The organism is Maribacter aurantiacus (genome assembly GCF_005780245.1).
GTDB lineage: Bacteria > Bacteroidota > Bacteroidia > Flavobacteriales > Flavobacteriaceae > Maribacter > Maribacter flavus.
On sequence record NZ_VBUK01000001.1, the window covers coordinates 170,033 to 190,316 of the forward strand.

The following is a 20,284-nucleotide window of genomic DNA, read 5'->3' on the forward strand; positions in this document are numbered from 1 at the left end:
TGATCATAACCAAACTCTTGGATAACCTTATGAAATACGCGTATATTCTATTCTTATTTATACTTTGGAGTAAAACCTTCGGCCAATCCTATAGCGGTCTTTTTACAGATAATTTTAGCGGAATACATAACACCATTATCAATCCGGGTAGCCTTGCGGACAGCCGTACTAAGTGGGAACTCAACCTTTTTTCCATCAATAGTATAGCAAGTACTGATTACACCCCCTTAACCTTGGGGAATATCACTTCTTTTATTGAAAATGATAGTTTTGATAGTTTGGAGAGACTTGCTTCCGATACTAATAACTTTTTGATAAACTTGGATGTATTGGGGCCTTCCATACAATTTTCACTTAATGAGAAAAACGGACTTGCACTATTTACAAGAATAAGGGCCATTGGAAACATAAACAATATTAACGGTACTCTTTTTGAAAGTGTTTATGATGGATTTGCCAACCAGGACTTTGATTTTGTTGCGAACAATATGGATTTTACCACACACGCATGGGCTGAAATAGGCCTATCCTATGGCTCAATACTGCTACAAAAAAAATACCATAGGTTAAAAGGAGGGATTTCTTTAAAATACCTTCTTGGCGGAGGGGCTATTCAAGGTAGCAGTACGCAGCTTAATGGCCAGTACGATTCCAGTATCGAAGAGTTGTCCCTAAACGGTGACCTTTCCTATGCCTTTAGTGCCACGGAAACTGAGGGGGATGTTGACTATTTTGACAACCTTTCATCAGGGTATGGTTTTGATTTTGGCGTTGTTTACGAGTTTAGAACCCCCTCATCCTTAGCTCCTTCCAATGGCGATAATCCTAGGGGATTCAATCAATATAAACTAAGAATGGGCCTATCTTTTTTGGATATTGGAAAAATAACCTATCGCAATACAGAGAGTTCCACCTATCAAATTAACGCAACATTTGCTGCCCAAGATCTAGAAGAAGATTTCATATCGGCCATTGAGGATCAGGTTGTTCCACAAACCCTTGTAAATGACCAAGCCTGGAAACTACCTGCCACCATTAATTTAAACGTTGATTACTGGTTAACCAAGCAATGGTATCTGAACCTAAATATAAACCAAGGTTTGTTGGATATGAATGCCACTTTTAATAACAACCCTTTGAATCTCATTACGCTAACACCAAGGTATGAATCCAGGATTTTTGGAGCCTACCTGCCCATTTCCAATAGTAAGTTAAGTGGAACCTCAATAGGCTTAGGGTTGCGATTGGGTCCGCTTTTGATAGGTTCTGGAAGTTTATTTTCCAACCTAGGCAATAATGCCCAATTGGCAGACATATTCCTTGGACTTAAAATACCTGTGTACCACAAAAAAAAGAGTAAAGATTTCAAATCAAAAAAACAATAACCTACAATTGGTACGCATTTTATTTACCAAATTCAATTAAAAAGCACTGTACGCACCATCCATTTTAAACAATTGACAAAATTTAGTATTTTACAACTCTAAGTCTTAAAAATAGTATGAAACCCACATTTAGGGATTTGTTAGGGTACGTTATATACCTCTTTAAGCATCAAGCTATTAACCAAATTTTAAAGGTTTGAAATATCTCACTTTACTATTGTTCTTATGGTTCTACCAATCAGCTGTTGGTCAGGGTTTCCAACAGGATATTGTATACGAAGAAGTGGATGAAAATTGCTTTGGCAACCAAAGCTATCAAGCCGACCCCGAAGCCGAAGCTATCGTGGACGAAATCATGGCCCAGATGGGCTTAAACAGAACCTTTAAAATTAGGCAATGCCCAAATATTCAAAACGCATTGGCCAGTATACAAGAAGACAATAGTGGTAAAAAAGACCCATATATCCTATATGACCCCATTTGGCTTTCCAAAATGAAGAACAGTTCCCGTACGGATTGGGCTTCCATAGGGGTTTTGGCCCATGAGGTGGGTCATCTTTTAAACTATCATTCTTTGAACAATGTGGGGAGCAATCACAGGTATGAGATCAGTGCAGACCGGTTTGCCGGGTCTACCATGGCACGTATGGGAAGTACGCTTGAGGAAGCGCAAAGCATGTTCAAAAACTATCCTGAAAAAGCCTCTAGCACCCATCCCGGAAGGGCGGAACGTTTGGAAGCCATAAAAGAAGGATGGAACAGGATCAATAATCCAACCCAAAGAACGGTTCTGTTAAATGAAAATACCCCGGATCGGGATATTCTTCCAGAACATATTATTAACAGGTATTATAAGTCAGTTGGAGGTCAAAAGGAACTAGGCCAAATAAGGGAACTAAAATTTAGCGAAAAAATTACCGAAAAAATTGGTCAAAGCTTAAATGCCGTATCCAATGAATTTGAACATGAATATGTGCTGAACCCAAATATCATCTTGGTAAACAAGCCCTTGGAGGGACGGGATTACAGTGAGAATTACAAAGTGGAAAACGACTCGTTATTATGGAAATTTTCAGATAAGGAAAAATGGAACCAAGGTGCTCCCCGCATAGGTACAGAAAAACAAGATGACTATGAGTTTAAAAAGGACATTGAGCCAAGCTTGAGCAATTTTTTTGAAGACTTTGTTTTACTGTCCAATCCAGAGGTAGCGACCTACGACGGAAGGGAAAGAATCGACGGCATCGAATGTTTTGAACTCAAACTGCCCGAGGAACGCCTGGAATTTGGTGACCTACAAAAAAAGGGGAAACGTGTGACCGTAGAAAAAAGCTATTATTATCAAACGGCCACGGGATTGCTGTATGCCATCGTAGAAAAAGAACTGATTGAATCTTTTAAAAAAGGAAATCTCAAGGAGAAGGAAAACATCGAACGGAAAATAGTGTATGGACATTATAAAGAGTTTAACGGGCTACAATTTCCTACCGAGATTAAAGCAAGTCTGGTTCCCTTAAAAAGTGACATTCCCCAAACCGAAGAAGGTATATATCAGGATCGAAAAATAACGGATATTCAGTTCTAACAATACTTGAAAAAGCGATATTTTGTAGGTCTTTTCTTTAAGTCTACCCAATACTTTCCTTCTTTACAATCAATTGATTATCAATCTCCTCATTCCAAATTATACCCAATAATGGGTATTTCTTCATTTGGCCTTACCTGTTATATTTGATTTTATCGATAAACCTATCTTTTTGTCGACAAAAAGCTATTTAACGGAGACAAAACCCATGAAAATTTTCTATCTTGAAAATCCCCCCTTTTGTCCATAAGGACCTTTAAACCACCAACCAAAATGCAGAGAGACCACTTTATTTTATCATTTATACTTTTTTTACCATTTCTGGCACTTGCCCAATTTGGCCACGGCACCGTTTTTGACAACTATGGTGGTATCTACAACGTTGTACAAAATCCGGCCAACAGTGTAGAATCCAAATACCGATATCATATCAACGGTATGTCCTATCACTTTTTCAACCCTACGGACATTAGCGGAACCGATTTTCAGGACATCAACCAACAACCAAATGGGTTTAATGCCCTAAAATTTTCCGAAAACGAGGGGAATGCGAGCAATGAGAACAATTCTGCCGTAGATCAGGATATTATGCTGCCCTCAGTGCTTTGGGGTTTTTCTCCCAGACATGCCGCTGCATTTTTATGGCGTTCCCGTTCCTATACGGATTACCAAGGCTACAATGGAGGGCTTTGGGCACGGCTAACCAATCCTGATTATAACGACTCCATATCCATAAATACATCCAACTTCAACAATACCACCCACCAATGGGACGAATTTGGTATCAACTATGCTTTTGCCGCCATTAGGGGTAACTATCACTTTTTAAAAATTGGTGGTACCATTAAATATTTGGCCGGTAGACGCGGTACCGAAATTCGAGGTAGCATTTCTACCAATGAAAATGGAAATATTACCGGAATCAATCAACTAACTTACTTGAATACTGCTACCCAATCACTCCCTTCTAACACAACAGCTGAAACTAAAGCTTTTTTTACTCATGCGATTGGGTTTGATTATAATGGACAGGGAATAGGTGGGGATATTGGCCTAGTTTACGAGTGGCGTCCAAGAGAGACTAACCGGGTTGGCGCCAGGAATAGCAGTGCAACCGTTAACACATACAAGTTACGGTTAAGCGCGGCTGTTTTGGATATTGGAGGTATTGAGTACGGAAAAGAAGAAAAGGACATACGAAAGAGGTTGTTTAAATTTGAAGGTAGCTCAATTGAACCGGACAATACAGAAGAACTGTTCCAAACCTTGGATGGTGCAAATACCCATACTCCACAGGATGAAAGGATTCAACAGGGCAGCGTCACGTTTGCGCTTCCCATGAGCTTAAACATCAATGCGGACTACCTAGTCCTGAATGACAATAAATACTATGTAAACCTCAACTATGTGCAGGCACTGACCTCCAAAGACGACGAATTTACAAATACTAGATTTGGTATGGCTACACTGGCTCCCCGGTATGAAACCTCGGATTTTAGTGCAAGTATCCCTCTTGCGTATGTGATGGAAACCGGGAGTATCCATGTTGGATTGGCGGTTCGGTATAAATACATCACGGCCGGTTGCGCTGCCCTGGCCAACGTAGCTACCGGTAAACCTTTAAATCACGTTTATTTTGGAATCAGCCTGCCTGTTTTGGAAGAGGTTTTTTAATACTGTTAGAATGAAAAGACTATTACTACTCTTTAGTATACTACTTGTCCCGACCTGGTCTTATGGTCAATATACGGCTATACCTGACGCCAATTTTGAAAATGCCTTGATTGCAGAGGGATATGACTCGGAGGGAGGGCCGGCGGATGGTCAAATATTGACTGCTGATGTATCCGATATTCAGCAGTTACAATTAACTGGTTATAATATTACAAATTTCCAAGGTTTGGAGGCTTTTTCCAATTTAACTGCCTTTACCCTTACAAACAATCAATCTGCAACATTACAAGAAATTGATTTCAGTGCTAACTTATTATTAGAAGAAATAATAATAGTTAATGTACCCAATTTACCGAGTGTGAATATTTCTCAAAATAACCTTATAACAAATCTAACCATAGTTACTAGGGGAAATTTGTTCTCTACTATTAATCTTTTAGGAAAGAGTAGTATAACCTCATTACAGCTAGCTGATAATCAAATTACCGATATTGACTTAAGTGGTGTTCCAAATTTGGTGGATCTCAGTTTAGCGATTAACCCTTTGACAAACGTGGATGTTAAGTCTTTATCCTCACTAGAGACTTTGGATACATACGAATCACAGATTACCACGTTAGATTTATCACAGAATACTAAGTTGACAAGATTGAATAGTGATAATGGATCCTTGACTTTTGTTAACTTACAAAACGGGGCAAATAATCTACTCACATCTGTTGAACTGAATGGCAACACAAATCTAGCTTGCATCCAGGTGGATGATGTAACTTATTCCGAACAACAAACCCTACTGGGAAACTGGGTTAAAGATGCCGCAACCACTTATAGTGAAAATTGTGGATATACTTTTATACCTGACACCAATTTTGAACTAGCCTTAATAGCCCAGGGAATTGATTCCGAAGGTGGACCCCCAAATGGCCTTATACTAACCTCTGATATTTCTAGTAGACTTTCCTTGGATATTTCTGGACAGGATATTAGCGATTTATCCGGTCTTGAGGATTTCTCCTCATTGGAAATTTTAAATGTTAGTGACAACAATTTAGATGAGCTACGATTACAGAATCTAAGTTTGGTTGAAATACGTGCAAACAACTGTAATTTGGGCGGTAAGCCAATTCGGTTCCAAAATAGCCCACCCAATGGTCAATTTTTAACGAACGTAACAAGGTTGGAACTTCAAAACAATGGTATTGGGTCTCCCGGGTCCACCATCAGTTTTGGTGGCGTCCCCAATGTTACCTATTTGGATATAAGTGATAATAATTTTGGAACCATCCAGCTTAATGAATCCACTTCCATTGAAACATTATTGGCTAATAATTGCCCCAATCTAACGACCTTGGCCAATTTGGATGCCTTGACCAATCTAGAATCCTTGAACGTTTCATATGCCAATTTACCCACTTTAAATGTAAGCCAAAATATTCAGCTTTTTATTTTGGACGTTAGAGGAAATTCCATGACCACTTTAGACCTTTCCAATAACAACGTAATTGGAAGTGTCTATGCCGGCGACAATGATCTAGCTACTATCTCATTACCTACTACAACTACCTTGTCAGAACTCTTTGTGGAAAACAATGTATTGTCCGCTTTGGATTTAAGTACAGTAGATCAAAACCTGTTTGATTTTGATGCCACTGGCAATCCAAACTTAACTTGCATACAAGTTAGCAACCTTGATTTTGCACAAAGGGCTTGGTCTATAGATACCGGGACATCTTATTCAATAAATTGCAACCTACAACCCTTTACCGTAACTGTAAGCATCCTAGGTACTACTGGAAACCCGCCTGCAATCGAAATTACCGAAGGCAATAGTTTTACCTTGAATTTTGATAGTGGCCCCACGGCTCCCAATGATACACAATATACACCCAACATTCAATTTACTTTGAATGGAAACCCTGGCACGGAAGACTTTACCTTTAACGGAAATGCCACCTTACCTACGACCCCATTTACTGTATCTTCTGCCAACCCTGATGGTGGCATTACTATTTTGGCCATAAATGATGGCGTAACGGAAGGTGATGAAACCTACACCATAACCATTTCTTCACCAGATCCGTCACTGTTTAGCATAGAGGGGCCTACGAGTTTTGAGGTGACCATAAAGGATAATATCTCGAGTGAGCCACCGTCATTGACTTTAGATACCAAAGTACTGGGTGCTACTACCCTTGGGTATGATTTAGAAGGTGAATTCCCTGTTGAACTTTTTGAGGTTGTTGAAGGATCTAGTTTGGAAATAACCTTAAATGATATTTCCTCCGAAGGCGCCAATGGTTTTCCCTTTAGCTTGCCTTGGAGTGTTTCTGGTATTACAGAGGACAATGTTCAACTAGTTGACGGTGATGGGAACAATTTACCCTTTGATAACCAAGAACTGAATTTTACAGTAGATACATCCAATGAGTTTGAAATTCAAATTAATATTACGCTAGATGATAACGAAATCTTTGAGTCAAACAAAGAATTTACCATACAATTCAAAGAAAATGGTTTTGATGAATCTTTAATCTCGATTCAAAACGCTTCAAATCCCTCTGCTCCATATAGAATGCGTTTTACCATAGTTGAAAATGATATTGAAGGTCGAATTATTACCTCATTGACTAATATTGGTGGTCGAGAAAACAGCGGAATTGCGGATAAGTTTGAAATAGCTTTAAAATACCCTGATGAAACCTACTATAAGAACAATACAGGAGCTGATATTATTATCCCTATTGATTTCGATAACACCGATAATCAATTAGCAAACCCGATAGATTTTAATGATATCAGTCCAAATCCTCTACCACAAAGCTTTATTATTAAACCCAATGACTCAACAGCAATAATTGAGCTTACCTATCTTGAGGAAATAGATGTAAATGATTTGGAACCCAATTACTTTAATTTAATTCTTTTACCCGTTACATCGCCTTTGGACCTAGTACATCCTCAAGATACTTTTTTAATAAAGGTATTGGATGAAAACAGCCCATTTGATATAATAACAGACTTTATTGGAAATGTACAAAGACGTGATTTTGGTGGCGAAGATTGTTGCTATTTCTTTCAAGTAGAAGAAGGGGAGGATATACTATTCAGCTTTGATGCAGAAAAGGGAGTGCAAGACGCTCTTCCATATCTATTGAACATTGAAATCCTTAATGCGGAATTCTCATCCAATACAAGTACACGTGCTAACTACGGAGATGGCAGTTTTACCTTAAACACAAATACTTTAGAAAATATTCCCAGATCTGTAAAGATTGACCAAATCGACAATTTTTTAAACATGCGTGTTGAACAAGGTGACTACAGCAGCCCCAAGAGTTTTAGAATATCCTTTAGTCCACCTGATAACTCAAATTATGAATACGTAGGGCCCAAAGACAGAGATTCTTCGAATGAAACGGTCAGTTTTGATTTTGAAATTATTGATGCAATTCCAGCGAGTATTGAAGCCACGAAAGCCACCATGAATGAGGAAGATCCTAGCGATTTTGTTGAAGTGAAAATAAAATTAAATACACTAGAAATCACAAACCAAGAAGATATTAGTTTCAGCTTTATTTTAACTAAAAATTCCACTGCCACTTTTGGTGTTGATTATAGAATAGAATCTAATAATGACTTTGAGATTTTTGAGGAAAACATCTCCACGAAGTCTAAGAAAGGGGTAATCTATTTAGATTCCAATTCTAGTCCTACCGAAGCAGTCTTTAGAATTATTCCCATAAATGAACCAGTAGGAGAGGAAGAACCTGAAGGCACAGAAACGGTAATCATTGAACTCCTTGATGGATTTGGTTATTCTATAGACAATGGAAATAGCTTTGTAGAAATTGATATAACCGATGAAGACGTTGGCGATTACGATGTTAATCTTAGTGTTCCAAATGAAACTTTGTATGAAGATAGCACTAGAAGTCCTAATTCCGGTGTTTTTGAAATACAGCTTTTCTCAAATGGTAATTCCGCTAGTGCAGCTGAAGATATTAAAGTATATTTTGAAATAACAAATGAACTAGATTTCGCAATAGAGGGTGATGATTATAGAATTTATGATGGAAATGGTCCTGGAAAAAGAGATATTACCAATGATTTGAATAAATATGTTACCATAAAAAAAAGTGAAAGTATCGGATATATTTATGTTGAGGTCGTTACAGATGATGGGGAAATAGAGCCTAATGAAACAGTGACTATAAATTTAAAAACTGGAATTGGATATAATTTAAATCCAGAAAATTACACTTTATCCGGTTCCGTAAATATAATTAGCAAAGAACAAAACACCGAAAATCTGAATCCAAGCGACTTAAGTGCCTTTGTCTATAGTGCCACATGCCCAGAGGTCAGTGAGGGGAAAATTGCCATGGTAAATAATTCCCCATTTGATTTTAATGTAGAATTATTTAATAATTCTCAAGAGGTTGGTTCAGCAGATTTACAAAATGGAATTGTAACCCCTTTAGTTTTATTCGAAAAGCTTGAAGCTGGTAATTATACAGTAAAACTTCAAGCTAAGGGAAGGGATGATATTTATCCACCTTCCTTTAACTTAACTATTCGGGAGAACTTAAATTCTACTCAGCTTTTATCCTCAATGGTTAATTCGGAGAAAAAGGAAGCAAGTCTGAAAGTATCAGGAAGTAAATTCTATGAAGTCATAATAAATGATAAAAGCTATAATCATCGATTTGAAAATGATGGGCCTCAAGAATTTAACCTTCCTTTACAAATAGGAAAAAATTCAATCCAAATTAGAGGGGAAACTCAATGCCAAGGAATAATCGATCATGAAATTATCTTTAACGAATTCAAGTTTTTTCCAAATCCGACAGAAAGCATAATTCACCTTGATGGATTATCAAGCACAAATAACTTAAAATTAATTTTCTACGATACTACAGGCAAAGTTGTAGCTACTTTCGAAAGATTGAATCAAAAATCATCAAATTGGGTAGTGAATGTTGAATCATTATCCATTGGAACTTACTTCTGTAAAATCATTTCCGAGGACAAAGTTATCAATACCCTTAAATTAATTAAAAATTAAGTAGATGAAATCTAGATATTCCTCCATACTCGTAATACTAGCTCTCATTTTTGTCTCCTGTGAGGGTGAATTTATTCCTAAAGATAATTCCATTACCCTAATTGAACCAGATGGTTTATGTGAAGGAGGGGTTTCAACCACAAACAATCGCTTAGAAATACCGTTTTCTTGGTCCGTAGACAGTGAAACAGGTTTCGAAGAATTTAGTATACAATTGATAAGGGAAGATGATAATTCAACTTCCAATTATAATGTAAGTGGTACAAAACTGGATACGATAATTACCTTGGAAAGGGGTAAGAATTATCTATGGTCAATTATTGGAAGACTAAACTCTGGCGAAGAAATCCCCACTACTCAACAAGGCTTTTTTAGTGAATCTGAACCTATATTGGATATTCTGCCGTCACCTTCTGAGATTACAGTAGAAAATAGAGCAAATTCCTTTTATGTGACTTGGAGTAATGAAAATGAAGATCAGGAAAACCTGAGCTATATAATATCCTTAAGTGATAAAATAGACGCAGGATCAATCATTGAAGATGTAACACAATTAAACTACACCAAACGAGGTGATACCAGATTTGAAACAGATAGCAAAGAAGAAAGTATTTTGAAGAGCGGTATAGAACTAGGGGATTATATAATCAGATTGGAAACAATCAAGACCGAAAATGGAATTGATAATAGTGTAAATACCTATTCTAGGTTTTCCTATTAGGTTATTGGAAATTCAAACATATGTCTATATTAGAAAACATTAGAAATATAAGTCTCTTTTTTTGTGTAATAAGTTTTAGTTTTGGCCAATCAAGTACAAATGTTCCTGAACTTTTTAAAAATAAACATCTCCTCCCTATCCAACTCTCCTACACCAACAAGCAAATAAAAAAGGAGACGAATAAGGAAAAGGGCATTCATACCTATTTACTATACAAGCAAGGTGAAACTTGGGATACCGTTCCCGTATCCCTGAGGGCACGGGGAAATTTTAGAAAGAACACTTGCTATTTTACGCCATTAAAAGTCTATTTTAAACGGGGCGGTACCCAGAATACGCCCTTCGAGAATTATAAAAACATAAAAATAGCACTGCCCTGCCTTCTGGAAGACCGTAGTAACGACGACATACTCAAGGAGTACTTGGCCTATAAAATGTACGAAGTGCTATCCCCTATACATTTTAAGACCCGTCTGGCAACCTTGGATTATACAGATACACGTGGTGAAAAAGATGAACTACACCCCTTGGCCGTGTTTCTAAATGTCTCCAACCAGGACCTTTATAACGGTGAGGAAGCTTGGGCCACCCGAAAACCAAAAAACCATACCTTGCTTACCATCCTTATCGAGGATGACAAGGTGGTGGCCAAACGTCATGATGCTAAAGTGCTTAAACGCTTTGTGCACCCCTTAAACCAAGAGGAGACCATCTCTATCATCAATGCCTTCTTTCAGTTTATGATCGGGAATACGGATTTCTCCACAGCCTATAGTCACAACCAAAAACTGATTTTTAAAGAAGGCAAAAGCTATCCCGTACCTTATGATTTTGACATGAGCGGTCTAGTGAATGCTTCCTATGCCGTTGTATCCAATATAAACAATACTCCTTTGGATATTGATAAAGTAACTGAACGCCAGTACCGGGGTTTCAAACGGAATCCCACCCTTTTTGAAGATACCCGCTCGAATTTTCTTTCGAAAGAATCGGAAATCCTAAAAATACTGGACGTGCACAAATCCCTATTCAAAGAAGCCAAGAGCTATGAAACGGCACACAATTACATATCCGACTTCTTTGCGATTTTGAAAAATGACCTTCGGTTTCAAAAAGAGATTGTTCAAGTAGCACGGGAAAAATAATCCACTTTTACCTGTAATAAGAGTTGAATACCGTCTTAGTATTGATATACTTTACCAAATGCTTATAAAACTTTACAAATCCGGCACTAAAAAGGGTCACGGCAATAATGGGAGCGGACTTGATGACAATCCCATTTTTAAATAGGGCGATGGTCAACCAAACAAAGAGTACGGTAAACACGAATAAAATGGCTTTGCGTACGGTCCTATAACTGATCTTTAATTTCGTGTCCAGCCAAATGAAGTAGGCACTGGCCAGAAAGCTGAGGAAAAAGGTCAGTATAACAATCCAAAACAAAGGAACTTCATATAAAAAAGTATTGTATAGGATCATGGAAATAATATTGGCGTGTATGACCATACCATACATATCCGGAATGCTTTTACCGGCCGTTACCTTGTTCAAAGGGGTAAAGTGTTTGTCTTCCACATCAAAGGGGTTTCCGGTAGGGCTGCCCAAATAACCGAACAAAACAATTTTGTCTTTCACCATTTTTTTATCGGGAATCGATAGAAAATCCTTTAGCGGAAAATGGACAAATCCCAAGTAATCACTCTTATAGTTTATCAATATGGGTTTCGACAATTTTTTGGGATATCCTCTGGCATACCATTCGTCGGTACTCATATACGACCTGGCTACGGCCACGGGAAATGCCTCAAAAGTATTTTCCTGAAATACATAGGTGGGGGTAAATTCACGAACTACGGCATCCTGGTAGCCAAAATTGTAGTTGACATAGCCCTGTTTACCATCACGCACGAAAAACGGATGATTTAAAAAGAACTGACTTTTCTTTAAAATATAGCTCGATATTACTTTTTTATCATTGAGTACTCGGGCCAAAAGGGTATCGGTCTTTGATTTATCTAAATGTTGCAACATTACATCAAAACCAATGACTGCTGGATTTTCGTCGAGCACATTTTGCAACCCTTCCAAAATAGTCTCCCGGTTTTCGTGCTCGATATTGATTAAAACAATATTAGAATCCATCTCCAAATAGGGATGCATTTGCTCACTATAGTAAATATCCAAAAAACTAAAATCCTCCAAGGCCTTTTTAAGGGGATTAAAAAAGTTTAGGTTTACAAAGAGTAGTGATAACAAAATACAGGTTATCAAGGAAAGAAGGGTGCTTAAAAAGGCATCCCTCCATAATAATTTTCTTTTAGAACGTTTCGGTACAAGTTCGGAATCCATGTAGGCCTTTGTTTAATAGGGGCAAAATTTATAATCCGCACAGATAGCTTCCTTAATCTTGGCCTCTGGATATCCCAATAAGGTAAACGTTTTAATCAAGACATCCATTTCCTTTTTCAATTCCTGAAAAGTCTCATCATCCAACAAAGTAAGTGTGTTGTATTTTATGTCCTTCAAACTGGGAAATGGCTCCAGACTAATGGCCCATTCATATTGTCTTCCCTTTTTCAAAAGATTATTGTCCACATAAAGTAGCATAGAATCTGAAGCGGTTCCTATTTTGGTAATATGGTGGCCATCACGCTGTTTTAGAAAAAGATAAACCAAATCGGCTTCTGAATTGTTCTCCCACCGGAAAAATATACTGGGCTGATATAATTTGGCACTATCCACTGGAAAATGTTTGATGATCGTTCTATCTTCCCTATACACTACCCCGGCTTCCTGCTTACTTTTTCGGCGGTTTGTGAACTGCGTCCACACATACGTAAAATACTTTCTTGTAAACGAAGTTTGGTCTAATTGCACCTTGTTTTTCGAAATATCCTGAAAAACATACGCATTTGGGCCTGACAAAGCAAAAATCTCCCCTGTTTGGTTTACAAGGGTAACCTTTTCATCATCCGAAAGTCTCAAGGTATCCAAAGTCTCAAAATATACGCCCCTAATGGCCTTTTTATCCGAAGAAAACAAAGGTTCTCCCGTTTTTTGATATATATAATAGCTTTCCTGCCCAAAGCCTTCGGCAGTATATACTACGCAAAAAATGATGAAAATCAATCGTGAAAAAAGAATCCTTGCCATTTAAATCGTTTATATAAATAATGTGCCAACTTTTTGTAAAATCCTATCAGACCAATACTAAAAACAATGACCGCGGTTATGGAAGCTGTTTTAAATAGTAGTTTTTGCCTGAAAAGCAACAAGGCCACCCAGACAAAAAATACGATAAAAAATAGTTGAACTATATTCAACCTAAGTATATAACTGGCCAACTGTCTTTTATTCAGCCAAATAAAGTAACAAAGGGCCATGTACGTCAACAGGACCGTTAACAGGATACGTATCCAATTGGGAACTACTTTTATAAAATTACCTTCAATAATCATTTGGACAATATTCGCGTGAATGACCAGCCCAAAGGTATCTGGCGGACTTTTCCCCACAAATCTGGGATTCATCGGGGTAAAATGTTTGTCCTCCAAATCAAATCGATGTTGAATGGGATTACCCAAGTATCCTACCATAACTATTTTGTCCTTCATCAAATGAGAAAACTCATCGTTCATTATTTCATCATATTCCAATACGAGAAAGAAATCCCTGTTTCCGGTATAATTGATGGGCCTGTCGATTGAGAGAAAGTTATCCATCCCTATGTCCCAATCAGGCGCCCTAAATTTCTTCGATACCGCCGTTCCAAAAGCTTCCAAGATGGTATCGTTTTTTTTATAGACACCCCTAAAATTTCTTATTACTGCGGATTCATCATCAAAATTGAAATTCGAGTATCCTGATGCAACTCCTTCTTCAAGTATGTTTTTATTTGAGACTATTCTTTTATCATCATTTAGAACATAGGCTGCGACTATGTTTTCACTTTTAAGAAATTCCGAAAGAAAACGATCCCATACGGGATCTTCCAAATCTTTGAATATGACGTCGACACCGATTACTCTTGGTTGGGATTCCTGTATCTTTTGTAGCATCCCTGCCAGCTCCTTTCTATTGCGCCTATCAACATTGACCAAAATGATGTTCTCATTTATATTTGGATCATTCGTTTCTAGCTTTTCAGCATAGTACATATCCAAATAACTAAAATCCTTAAACGCATTTTTAAATGGACTAAAAAAATTAAGGCTAACACCTATCCAAGAGACTATGCCCAACACGGTAAAGGCGAAAATCATACACAAAAATGCCTCTTTGAACAAACTCTTGTTCCTCATAAAAAAGTTATAGAAATACCTTTTTTTATTTGAATCCTTCATGTAGAAAACAATTAAGAGGTTTCTTTATGGACTCCTTTGATTTATTTTTTATCCGATAAATTTTTACGAAAAAAAGGAAAACCCGAGGTAACGCTGATTACCTTTCTTCCAAAAAGGTCCATAAAGGCGATTTTATTTTCATTTTCATCAAGCAGTATGGTCAACTGTTCATCATTGTTTTTTAATATGAACTGCTGCTGAGGATCAAAAGATGAATTTGAATTCTGTAGGTCCCAAACATAGTTGGTATCGTCAATGAGCACTTGTTTTAATTCCTGAGCACTGTTGACATTCAAAGTGTCCAGTACTTTTAGCTGATTGTAATATTCATTTTCAGTTCCTTCGATAAGCGTTTTGACCAAATCAATTCTAATGACTGTATTGGCATTTTCAATTTTACCGAATCTTTCCGGGTTGATCAAGGCCTTTATTTTTGTACTTTCTATCGTACCGGAGCCCTTGCTTTTCTCCGACTTCTGCGAAGACATACAGGAATACATCAATAGAACGACCATCAAAAGAGCTAGTTTTTGCATTCTAGGACCTTTTAATATCCAATATCATCATCGCCAATGAACCTTTATCGAATTCCGCTTTAAAACTCATTTTATCCTTACTCAACTTCATCGCTTCTTTTTTGATTAGCTTGTCATCAAAAATCACGTACAATCGATCTAATAACGTACCATCCAATTCTTGAAGTTTGGATTGCACCTCCTTCATGTCTATTTTTTCCAAAGAAAAAACAACTATGGTATATTCCTTTTCCACATCCTTGCTTAATCTCGCATAGGCCTTAGCTCCTTTTGGCGCCGCAGGCAATATAACTTCGGACTTATCGGAATTTATAAAGGGGCTTATTGAATCCTTATGGGGAAATAAAGGGGAAAACTCATTATCTGAATCCATCCCAAAAACATATACATAAGCGGGTTGATTTACTTTAGTTACCATACGATACCTAGTTCCGGTACTATAAACATCTTCCGTAATATAATCTCCAATACTTTCATCCTCTTTTTCAATGACCACATCCTGAGCACCAAATACGGATCCGGTATATTCGCCCTTTTCATTGCGTACGTTCATAGGTTCGTTACTTCTAAGGATAAAGTCGACCTCTCCCGCCAAAATCTGTTTTTCCTCTTTTTTGACCTTTAAGGGTATCATTTCAAAGGCATATCTTGTATACTCGGCAAAATCTGAATACCTGATCCACATGAATCCATCATTTCCCCATGTAGGCCCCCAACTATTCACGATTTCAAAAGAACCGCCATACTTATCATCGTCATATCCAATTACACACATGGCATGCCCCCCGGTTGTCCCCAAATTATCAGGGACATAAACATTCTTGGCACTTTGAAATGCATTATCTACCATAAACCCGATAACCACGGGATTTCCATTTAGAAGTGAACGTTTTACACCATCTACTTTAAACTCCTCCGACTCATCGGAACCAAATATTCTTGCAAAATCCTTTATCTTGAATCGCTCGGCAGAGCCATACAGATTTTCCGGTATCTCCGTATCACACATAACACTATAATCCTCGTAGTACGGCACACCCTTTTCCACCATGGCTTCCATGGCTTTACCTATATAGGCACCTCCCTGACAGTTATAATCATTTTCAACATTTGAATGTAGGTAGGTGAATACAGGTGCAAAAGTACCTTTGGCAATTGAAAGGGAATCTTGTACATCATACAATCGGGATTCCAAGATTGTCCTTCCATAGTATGCCGTTGCCCATCCTACACAAGTACTATATCCTCCTTGGTTTTTTATGGGAGGGACAAAGCTTTTTAAAGTAGAGGAAGTGAATTCAGTTACCACATCTTGGAAAGCAACATTTTTTGCTTTTACGGGTGTATTTTCATAAGCTTCATCATCAAATAAGAGTCCTGTACTACGTTGGGTTTGTGAGTACCCTAATACAGAAATAAAAAATAAGAGCAAGGTGAGATTTCTCATTTCAATATCTAATTGGTTATGAGGACAATATACTATTTTTTTAAGAAGCCCTAAGTACCGTTTATTGGGTATTTATAGATAAATTGGATAGTTTGAACGCCTTTGTAGTATAATTCTTTAGTATACTGGTGTAAAGACATCACCTACACCAAGGTCCTCTTGATTTCCCTTCTCAAAAAATAACCGGTAACGAAGGTCGCCAGCACATCGGCGATGGGAAAAGAAATCCAAACGCCTAGTTCGCCATACAATTTTGGAAGAACCAGAATCAAGGGAATGAAGAAAAAACCTTGTCTGGAAAGTGTCAATAATAAGGCGGGAACGGCCTTGCCTATAGCCTGAAAATAGGCTGCACCAATAAGCTGCAAGGCTATGATCGGGGTTGCCGCAAATACCCAACGCATTGCATTTGGGGCATTTTCCAAAACAAAGGCATTGGTTTCCAAATCTTGGGCGGACATGTCCGGGTTATCGCTCAGGAAAAGTGCCGTAATTGCTTCGGGAAAAATCATGAGCCCTATGAAAACTACGGTCGCTAAAAGAGAGGCGTAGGTAATTGCCGTATTGATGGTCTTTCGTACCCTATGGTATTTTCTGGCACCATAATTAAATCCTGCAATGGGCAAAAATGCTTGGGTAACCCCAAATACCGGAAATAAGGCAAACATCAACATTCTGCCAATAATGGCATACACCGCCACCATCGCCTCACCGCCCAATGCGAACAATATATTGTTCATTATCAGATAAATAATACTCACCACAGCCTGCCTTGCCAAGGTTACAAAGCCTAAGGATCCTATTTCGCTTACCACCGGTACATCCAATCCCAAATGTTTCCATTGGATTTTCATTTCGGAATGCCGGGAAAAGAAAAAGTAGCCAACATATAGAAAGCACAGTATGTAGCCGACCGTAGTGGCCCAGGCAGCGCCTGCCATCCCCCAATCAAAAACATAGATAAAGACATAGTCCATCAAGAGGTTACCTACGGAAGGAATAATCATGGCGATCATGGCAAATTTGGGTTTGCCTTCGGCCCTAATAACGGTATTCCCCATCATGCAAAGTGCCAAAAAAGGAACTCCGTACAGCACAATGGTATAATACACCTTGGCCGGATCGTATATTGCTCCTTTTCCCCCAAAAGCGGGAATGATGGACTCAATAAAAGTGAGGCCGACAATGACCATGGTAATGGTTATAATCAGGGTAAGGGTGATTTGGTTTCCGAAAGTCGTAAAGGCCTTTTCCTTATTTTCGGCGCCAAGGGCCCTAGAGATGATACTGGAACCTCCAACCCCAATGGCCATTCCCAAGGCCCCTATAAAGAACGAAACCGGAAGAACGACATTAATGGCCGCAATGGCAATGGAGCCGATCCAGTTGCCCACGAAAATGGAATCGACCAAAACGTTCAAGGACATCACAAGAATTCCTATACTGGCCGGCACTGCCTGCCCAACCAATAGCTTTCCAATAGGCTGCTTGCCCAATTCTTCCGAAGTGAATTTGGCCATAGGCCGATGTCTTTTGAATTAAAAATGGTATTAAACCACCGTAGCTGTGGAGGTCCTTTCGCTCAGAATTCCATCCGTTATGCCATCCCATAACTGAATCCTTCGCTCCAGGGCCCTTTGGGAAACTTCCAGTACCTCATCCCATTTATGAGGGTCATTTCCGCAAAGTTCCATGATCATCTTCAACGAAAGCGGACCGTGTTCATCGCCATCCAGTTCTATATGTCTTTTTAGATAATACTCCAACTTGGGGAATAGAGGTGCCTTTTCGTTAGACTCGATGATCTTTAGGAACATATCTGGTATAAGTTCCTCCCTTCCAAAGGTGAAGGCCGCCGCAATTTTGTGGGCTTTGCCTTCCGCTATTACATCAAAAGTAAATTGCATAAATTCCTTGACGGCATCCGGCAATTCTGATTGAAAGATACTTGTTTGGATATCGCCCGATTTTTTAACCGTATCAATAAAGGCTTCAACAGTGTTCGTATCGGCATCCACTTCCTGCATGGCTTCCAGGTACATCTCAAAATGGCTCTTGTAATTTCCGGCCTGGTCCCTATCGGTCTCTTCCTCCAAGACGATTTCGTTGATAAACCGGGCCGTATTCGTATTCTTTGATGGAATCCAAGGGGTGGTCACGCACGTTAGATTTATTTGTAGGGCCTTTAGAAGGGACATGAAATCCCATACCGCATACACATGTCCATCCATGAAAATCCGTACGTCCGCTATGGTAGTCAACTCATTATATAACTGATGATTTTTTAAGGCAGTCCTTAAAGGTTCCAAGGCCTTTTCTATTTTTTCTATGTTTATTTTGCTCATACCTTTTTAACTAATTTAATGGTGTGGGAGTACCCCATCCTTTTCCCATGTTTCAATCCATTGTGCCATCAAGGAAACCCAAGCATCGTTGTCATTTAAGCATGGGATGTGCTTGTAGCTTTCTCCCCCGGCTTCCATAAATTGATGTTTCCCTTCCATGGCTATTTCCTCCAAGGTTTCCAAACAATCCGCCACAAAGGCAGGTGTAACCACGGCCAGTTTCTTCTTGCCTTCCTTTGCAAATCGTTCAAACTCAAAATCCGTGTAGGGTTTTAACCAAGGATCGTTGGGTAAACGCGATTGGAAGGATACGCTCACCTTTTCCTCCGGAAGGTTCATTTGGGTACGTACCAACTCGGTCATTTTATAACATTGATGCCTGTAACAGGTATGATGGGCCACGGAATTGGTATGGCAGCAAGAACCGTCAATTTTACAATGAAACTTTGTCGGGTCTGATTTTCGGATGTGCCGCTCCGGTATCCCATGGTAGGAAAACAGAATATGGTCGTACTCAAAATCCTTCAAACCTTCCTTAATGGAATCCGAAAGGACTCGGATATAGTCGGTATTTTTATAAAATGCCGGTAAGGTGGTAATTTTTAGTTCAGGAAAAAAGGCATCCTTTACTTCCAACGCCTTTACTACCACGGTTTCATAGGAAGACATAGCATAATGTGGATATAAGGGCACCAACAAAACCTCGTCCACACCCTTGTTCTTAAGCTCTTGAAGCGCGTTTTTAATGGTCATGCTTCCATAGCGCATACCCAGTGCTACGGGTATCTGGGATTGTTGACGCACTTTTTCCGTAAAGCGTTCCGAGAGTACGATCAATGGGGAACCTTCTTCCCACCAAATTTTTGAATAGGCCTCGGCCGATTTTTTAGGTCGGGTTTGCAAAATGATTCCCCGCACGATGATATTCCGCAACACTTTTGGAACATCTATGACGCGTTCGTCCATAAGAAACTCGTCCAAATAGGGTTTTACATCCTTGGGGGTTGGACTATCTGGAGAACCCAGATTAACCAATAATACTCCTTTCATGCTTCTCATTATTTTTTTTAATTGCAAAAATACGACTTGGAAACCGATGCTATTTTAATTTACGCCAATAGTTTTCTATTCTACCATAAACCCAATCAATTTCCATTCAATTAATTTCATAGCCCATCAAAAT

At 38.7% G+C, this 20,284-nt stretch carries 14 protein-coding genes; 6 read left to right on the forward strand and 8 right to left on the reverse strand.

The features are described from left to right. Positions 1-29 precede the first annotated feature (29 nt). From FEK29_RS00810 to FEK29_RS00835, 6 genes are all read left to right on the forward strand, one after another. On the forward strand, positions 30-1,385 hold the full coding sequence (locus tag FEK29_RS00810; protein ID WP_138256507.1) for a DUF5723 family protein: 1,356 nt from the start codon (positions 30-32) through the stop codon (positions 1,383-1,385). A 196-nt stretch (positions 1,386-1,581) separates the two neighbouring features. Then, positions 1,582-2,970 (forward strand): M48 family metalloprotease, encoded by a 1,389-nt coding sequence (locus FEK29_RS00815; protein ID WP_138256508.1) that lies wholly within the window; start codon positions 1,582-1,584, stop codon positions 2,968-2,970. 273 nt (positions 2,971-3,243) lie between these two features. After that, the gene (locus tag FEK29_RS00820; protein ID WP_138256509.1) at positions 3,244-4,644 is read left to right on the forward strand and encodes a DUF5723 family protein; all 1,401 of its coding nucleotides are present in this window, start codon (positions 3,244-3,246) and stop codon (positions 4,642-4,644) included. 10 nt (positions 4,645-4,654) lie between these two features. Next, complete coding sequence (locus FEK29_RS00825; RefSeq protein WP_138256510.1) at positions 4,655-9,709, forward strand: T9SS type A sorting domain-containing protein; 5,055 nt, start codon at positions 4,655-4,657, stop codon at positions 9,707-9,709. A 4-nt stretch (positions 9,710-9,713) separates the two neighbouring features. Continuing rightward, positions 9,714-10,430: a hypothetical protein gene (locus FEK29_RS00830; RefSeq protein WP_138256511.1), complete on the forward strand. Its 717-nt coding sequence runs from the start codon at positions 9,714-9,716 to the stop codon at positions 10,428-10,430. A 20-nt stretch (positions 10,431-10,450) separates the two neighbouring features. Then, positions 10,451-11,575 carry a hypothetical protein gene (locus tag FEK29_RS00835; RefSeq protein WP_240042626.1) on the forward strand — a complete coding sequence of 375 codons (1,125 nt, stop codon included), beginning with the start codon at positions 10,451-10,453 and terminating at the stop codon, positions 11,573-11,575. Positions 11,576-11,582: 7 nt separating this feature from the next. Here the strand turns inward: FEK29_RS00835 and FEK29_RS00840 are convergent, their stop codons facing one another. From FEK29_RS00840 to hemH, 8 genes are all read right to left on the reverse strand, one after another. Further along, positions 11,583-12,779, reverse strand: coding sequence for a CHASE2 domain-containing protein (locus FEK29_RS00840; RefSeq protein ID WP_138256512.1), 1,197 nt, complete (start codon positions 12,777-12,779; stop codon positions 11,583-11,585). A gap of 12 nt (positions 12,780-12,791) precedes the next feature. Continuing rightward, positions 12,792-13,583: a hypothetical protein gene (locus FEK29_RS00845; protein WP_138256513.1), complete on the reverse strand. Its 792-nt coding sequence runs from the start codon at positions 13,581-13,583 to the stop codon at positions 12,792-12,794. Beyond that, on the reverse strand, positions 13,556-14,731 hold the full coding sequence (locus tag FEK29_RS00850; protein WP_161595296.1) for a CHASE2 domain-containing protein: 1,176 nt from the start codon (positions 14,729-14,731) through the stop codon (positions 13,556-13,558). Before FEK29_RS00850 ends, FEK29_RS00845 begins: the two co-directional genes overlap by 28 nt. 83 nt (positions 14,732-14,814) lie before the next feature. Next, on the reverse strand, positions 14,815-15,309 hold the full coding sequence (locus FEK29_RS00855) for a hypothetical protein (protein ID WP_138256515.1): 495 nt from the start codon (positions 15,307-15,309) through the stop codon (positions 14,815-14,817). Between the two features lies 1 nt (position 15,310). Continuing rightward, complete coding sequence (locus FEK29_RS00860) at positions 15,311-16,756, reverse strand: C1 family peptidase (RefSeq protein ID WP_138256516.1); 1,446 nt, start codon at positions 16,754-16,756, stop codon at positions 15,311-15,313. Positions 16,757-16,899: 143 nt separating this feature from the next. After that, the gene (locus tag FEK29_RS00865; protein WP_138256517.1) at positions 16,900-18,276 is read right to left on the reverse strand and encodes an MATE family efflux transporter; all 1,377 of its coding nucleotides are present in this window, start codon (positions 18,274-18,276) and stop codon (positions 16,900-16,902) included. A 30-nt stretch (positions 18,277-18,306) separates the two neighbouring features. After that, the gene (locus FEK29_RS00870; protein WP_138256518.1) at positions 18,307-19,101 is read right to left on the reverse strand and encodes a DUF3050 domain-containing protein; all 795 of its coding nucleotides are present in this window, start codon (positions 19,099-19,101) and stop codon (positions 18,307-18,309) included. Between the two features lie 15 nt (positions 19,102-19,116). Further along, on the reverse strand, positions 19,117-20,151 hold the full coding sequence (gene hemH / locus FEK29_RS00875) for a ferrochelatase (RefSeq protein ID WP_138256519.1): 1,035 nt from the start codon (positions 20,149-20,151) through the stop codon (positions 19,117-19,119). Positions 20,152-20,284: the final 133 nt, after the last annotated feature.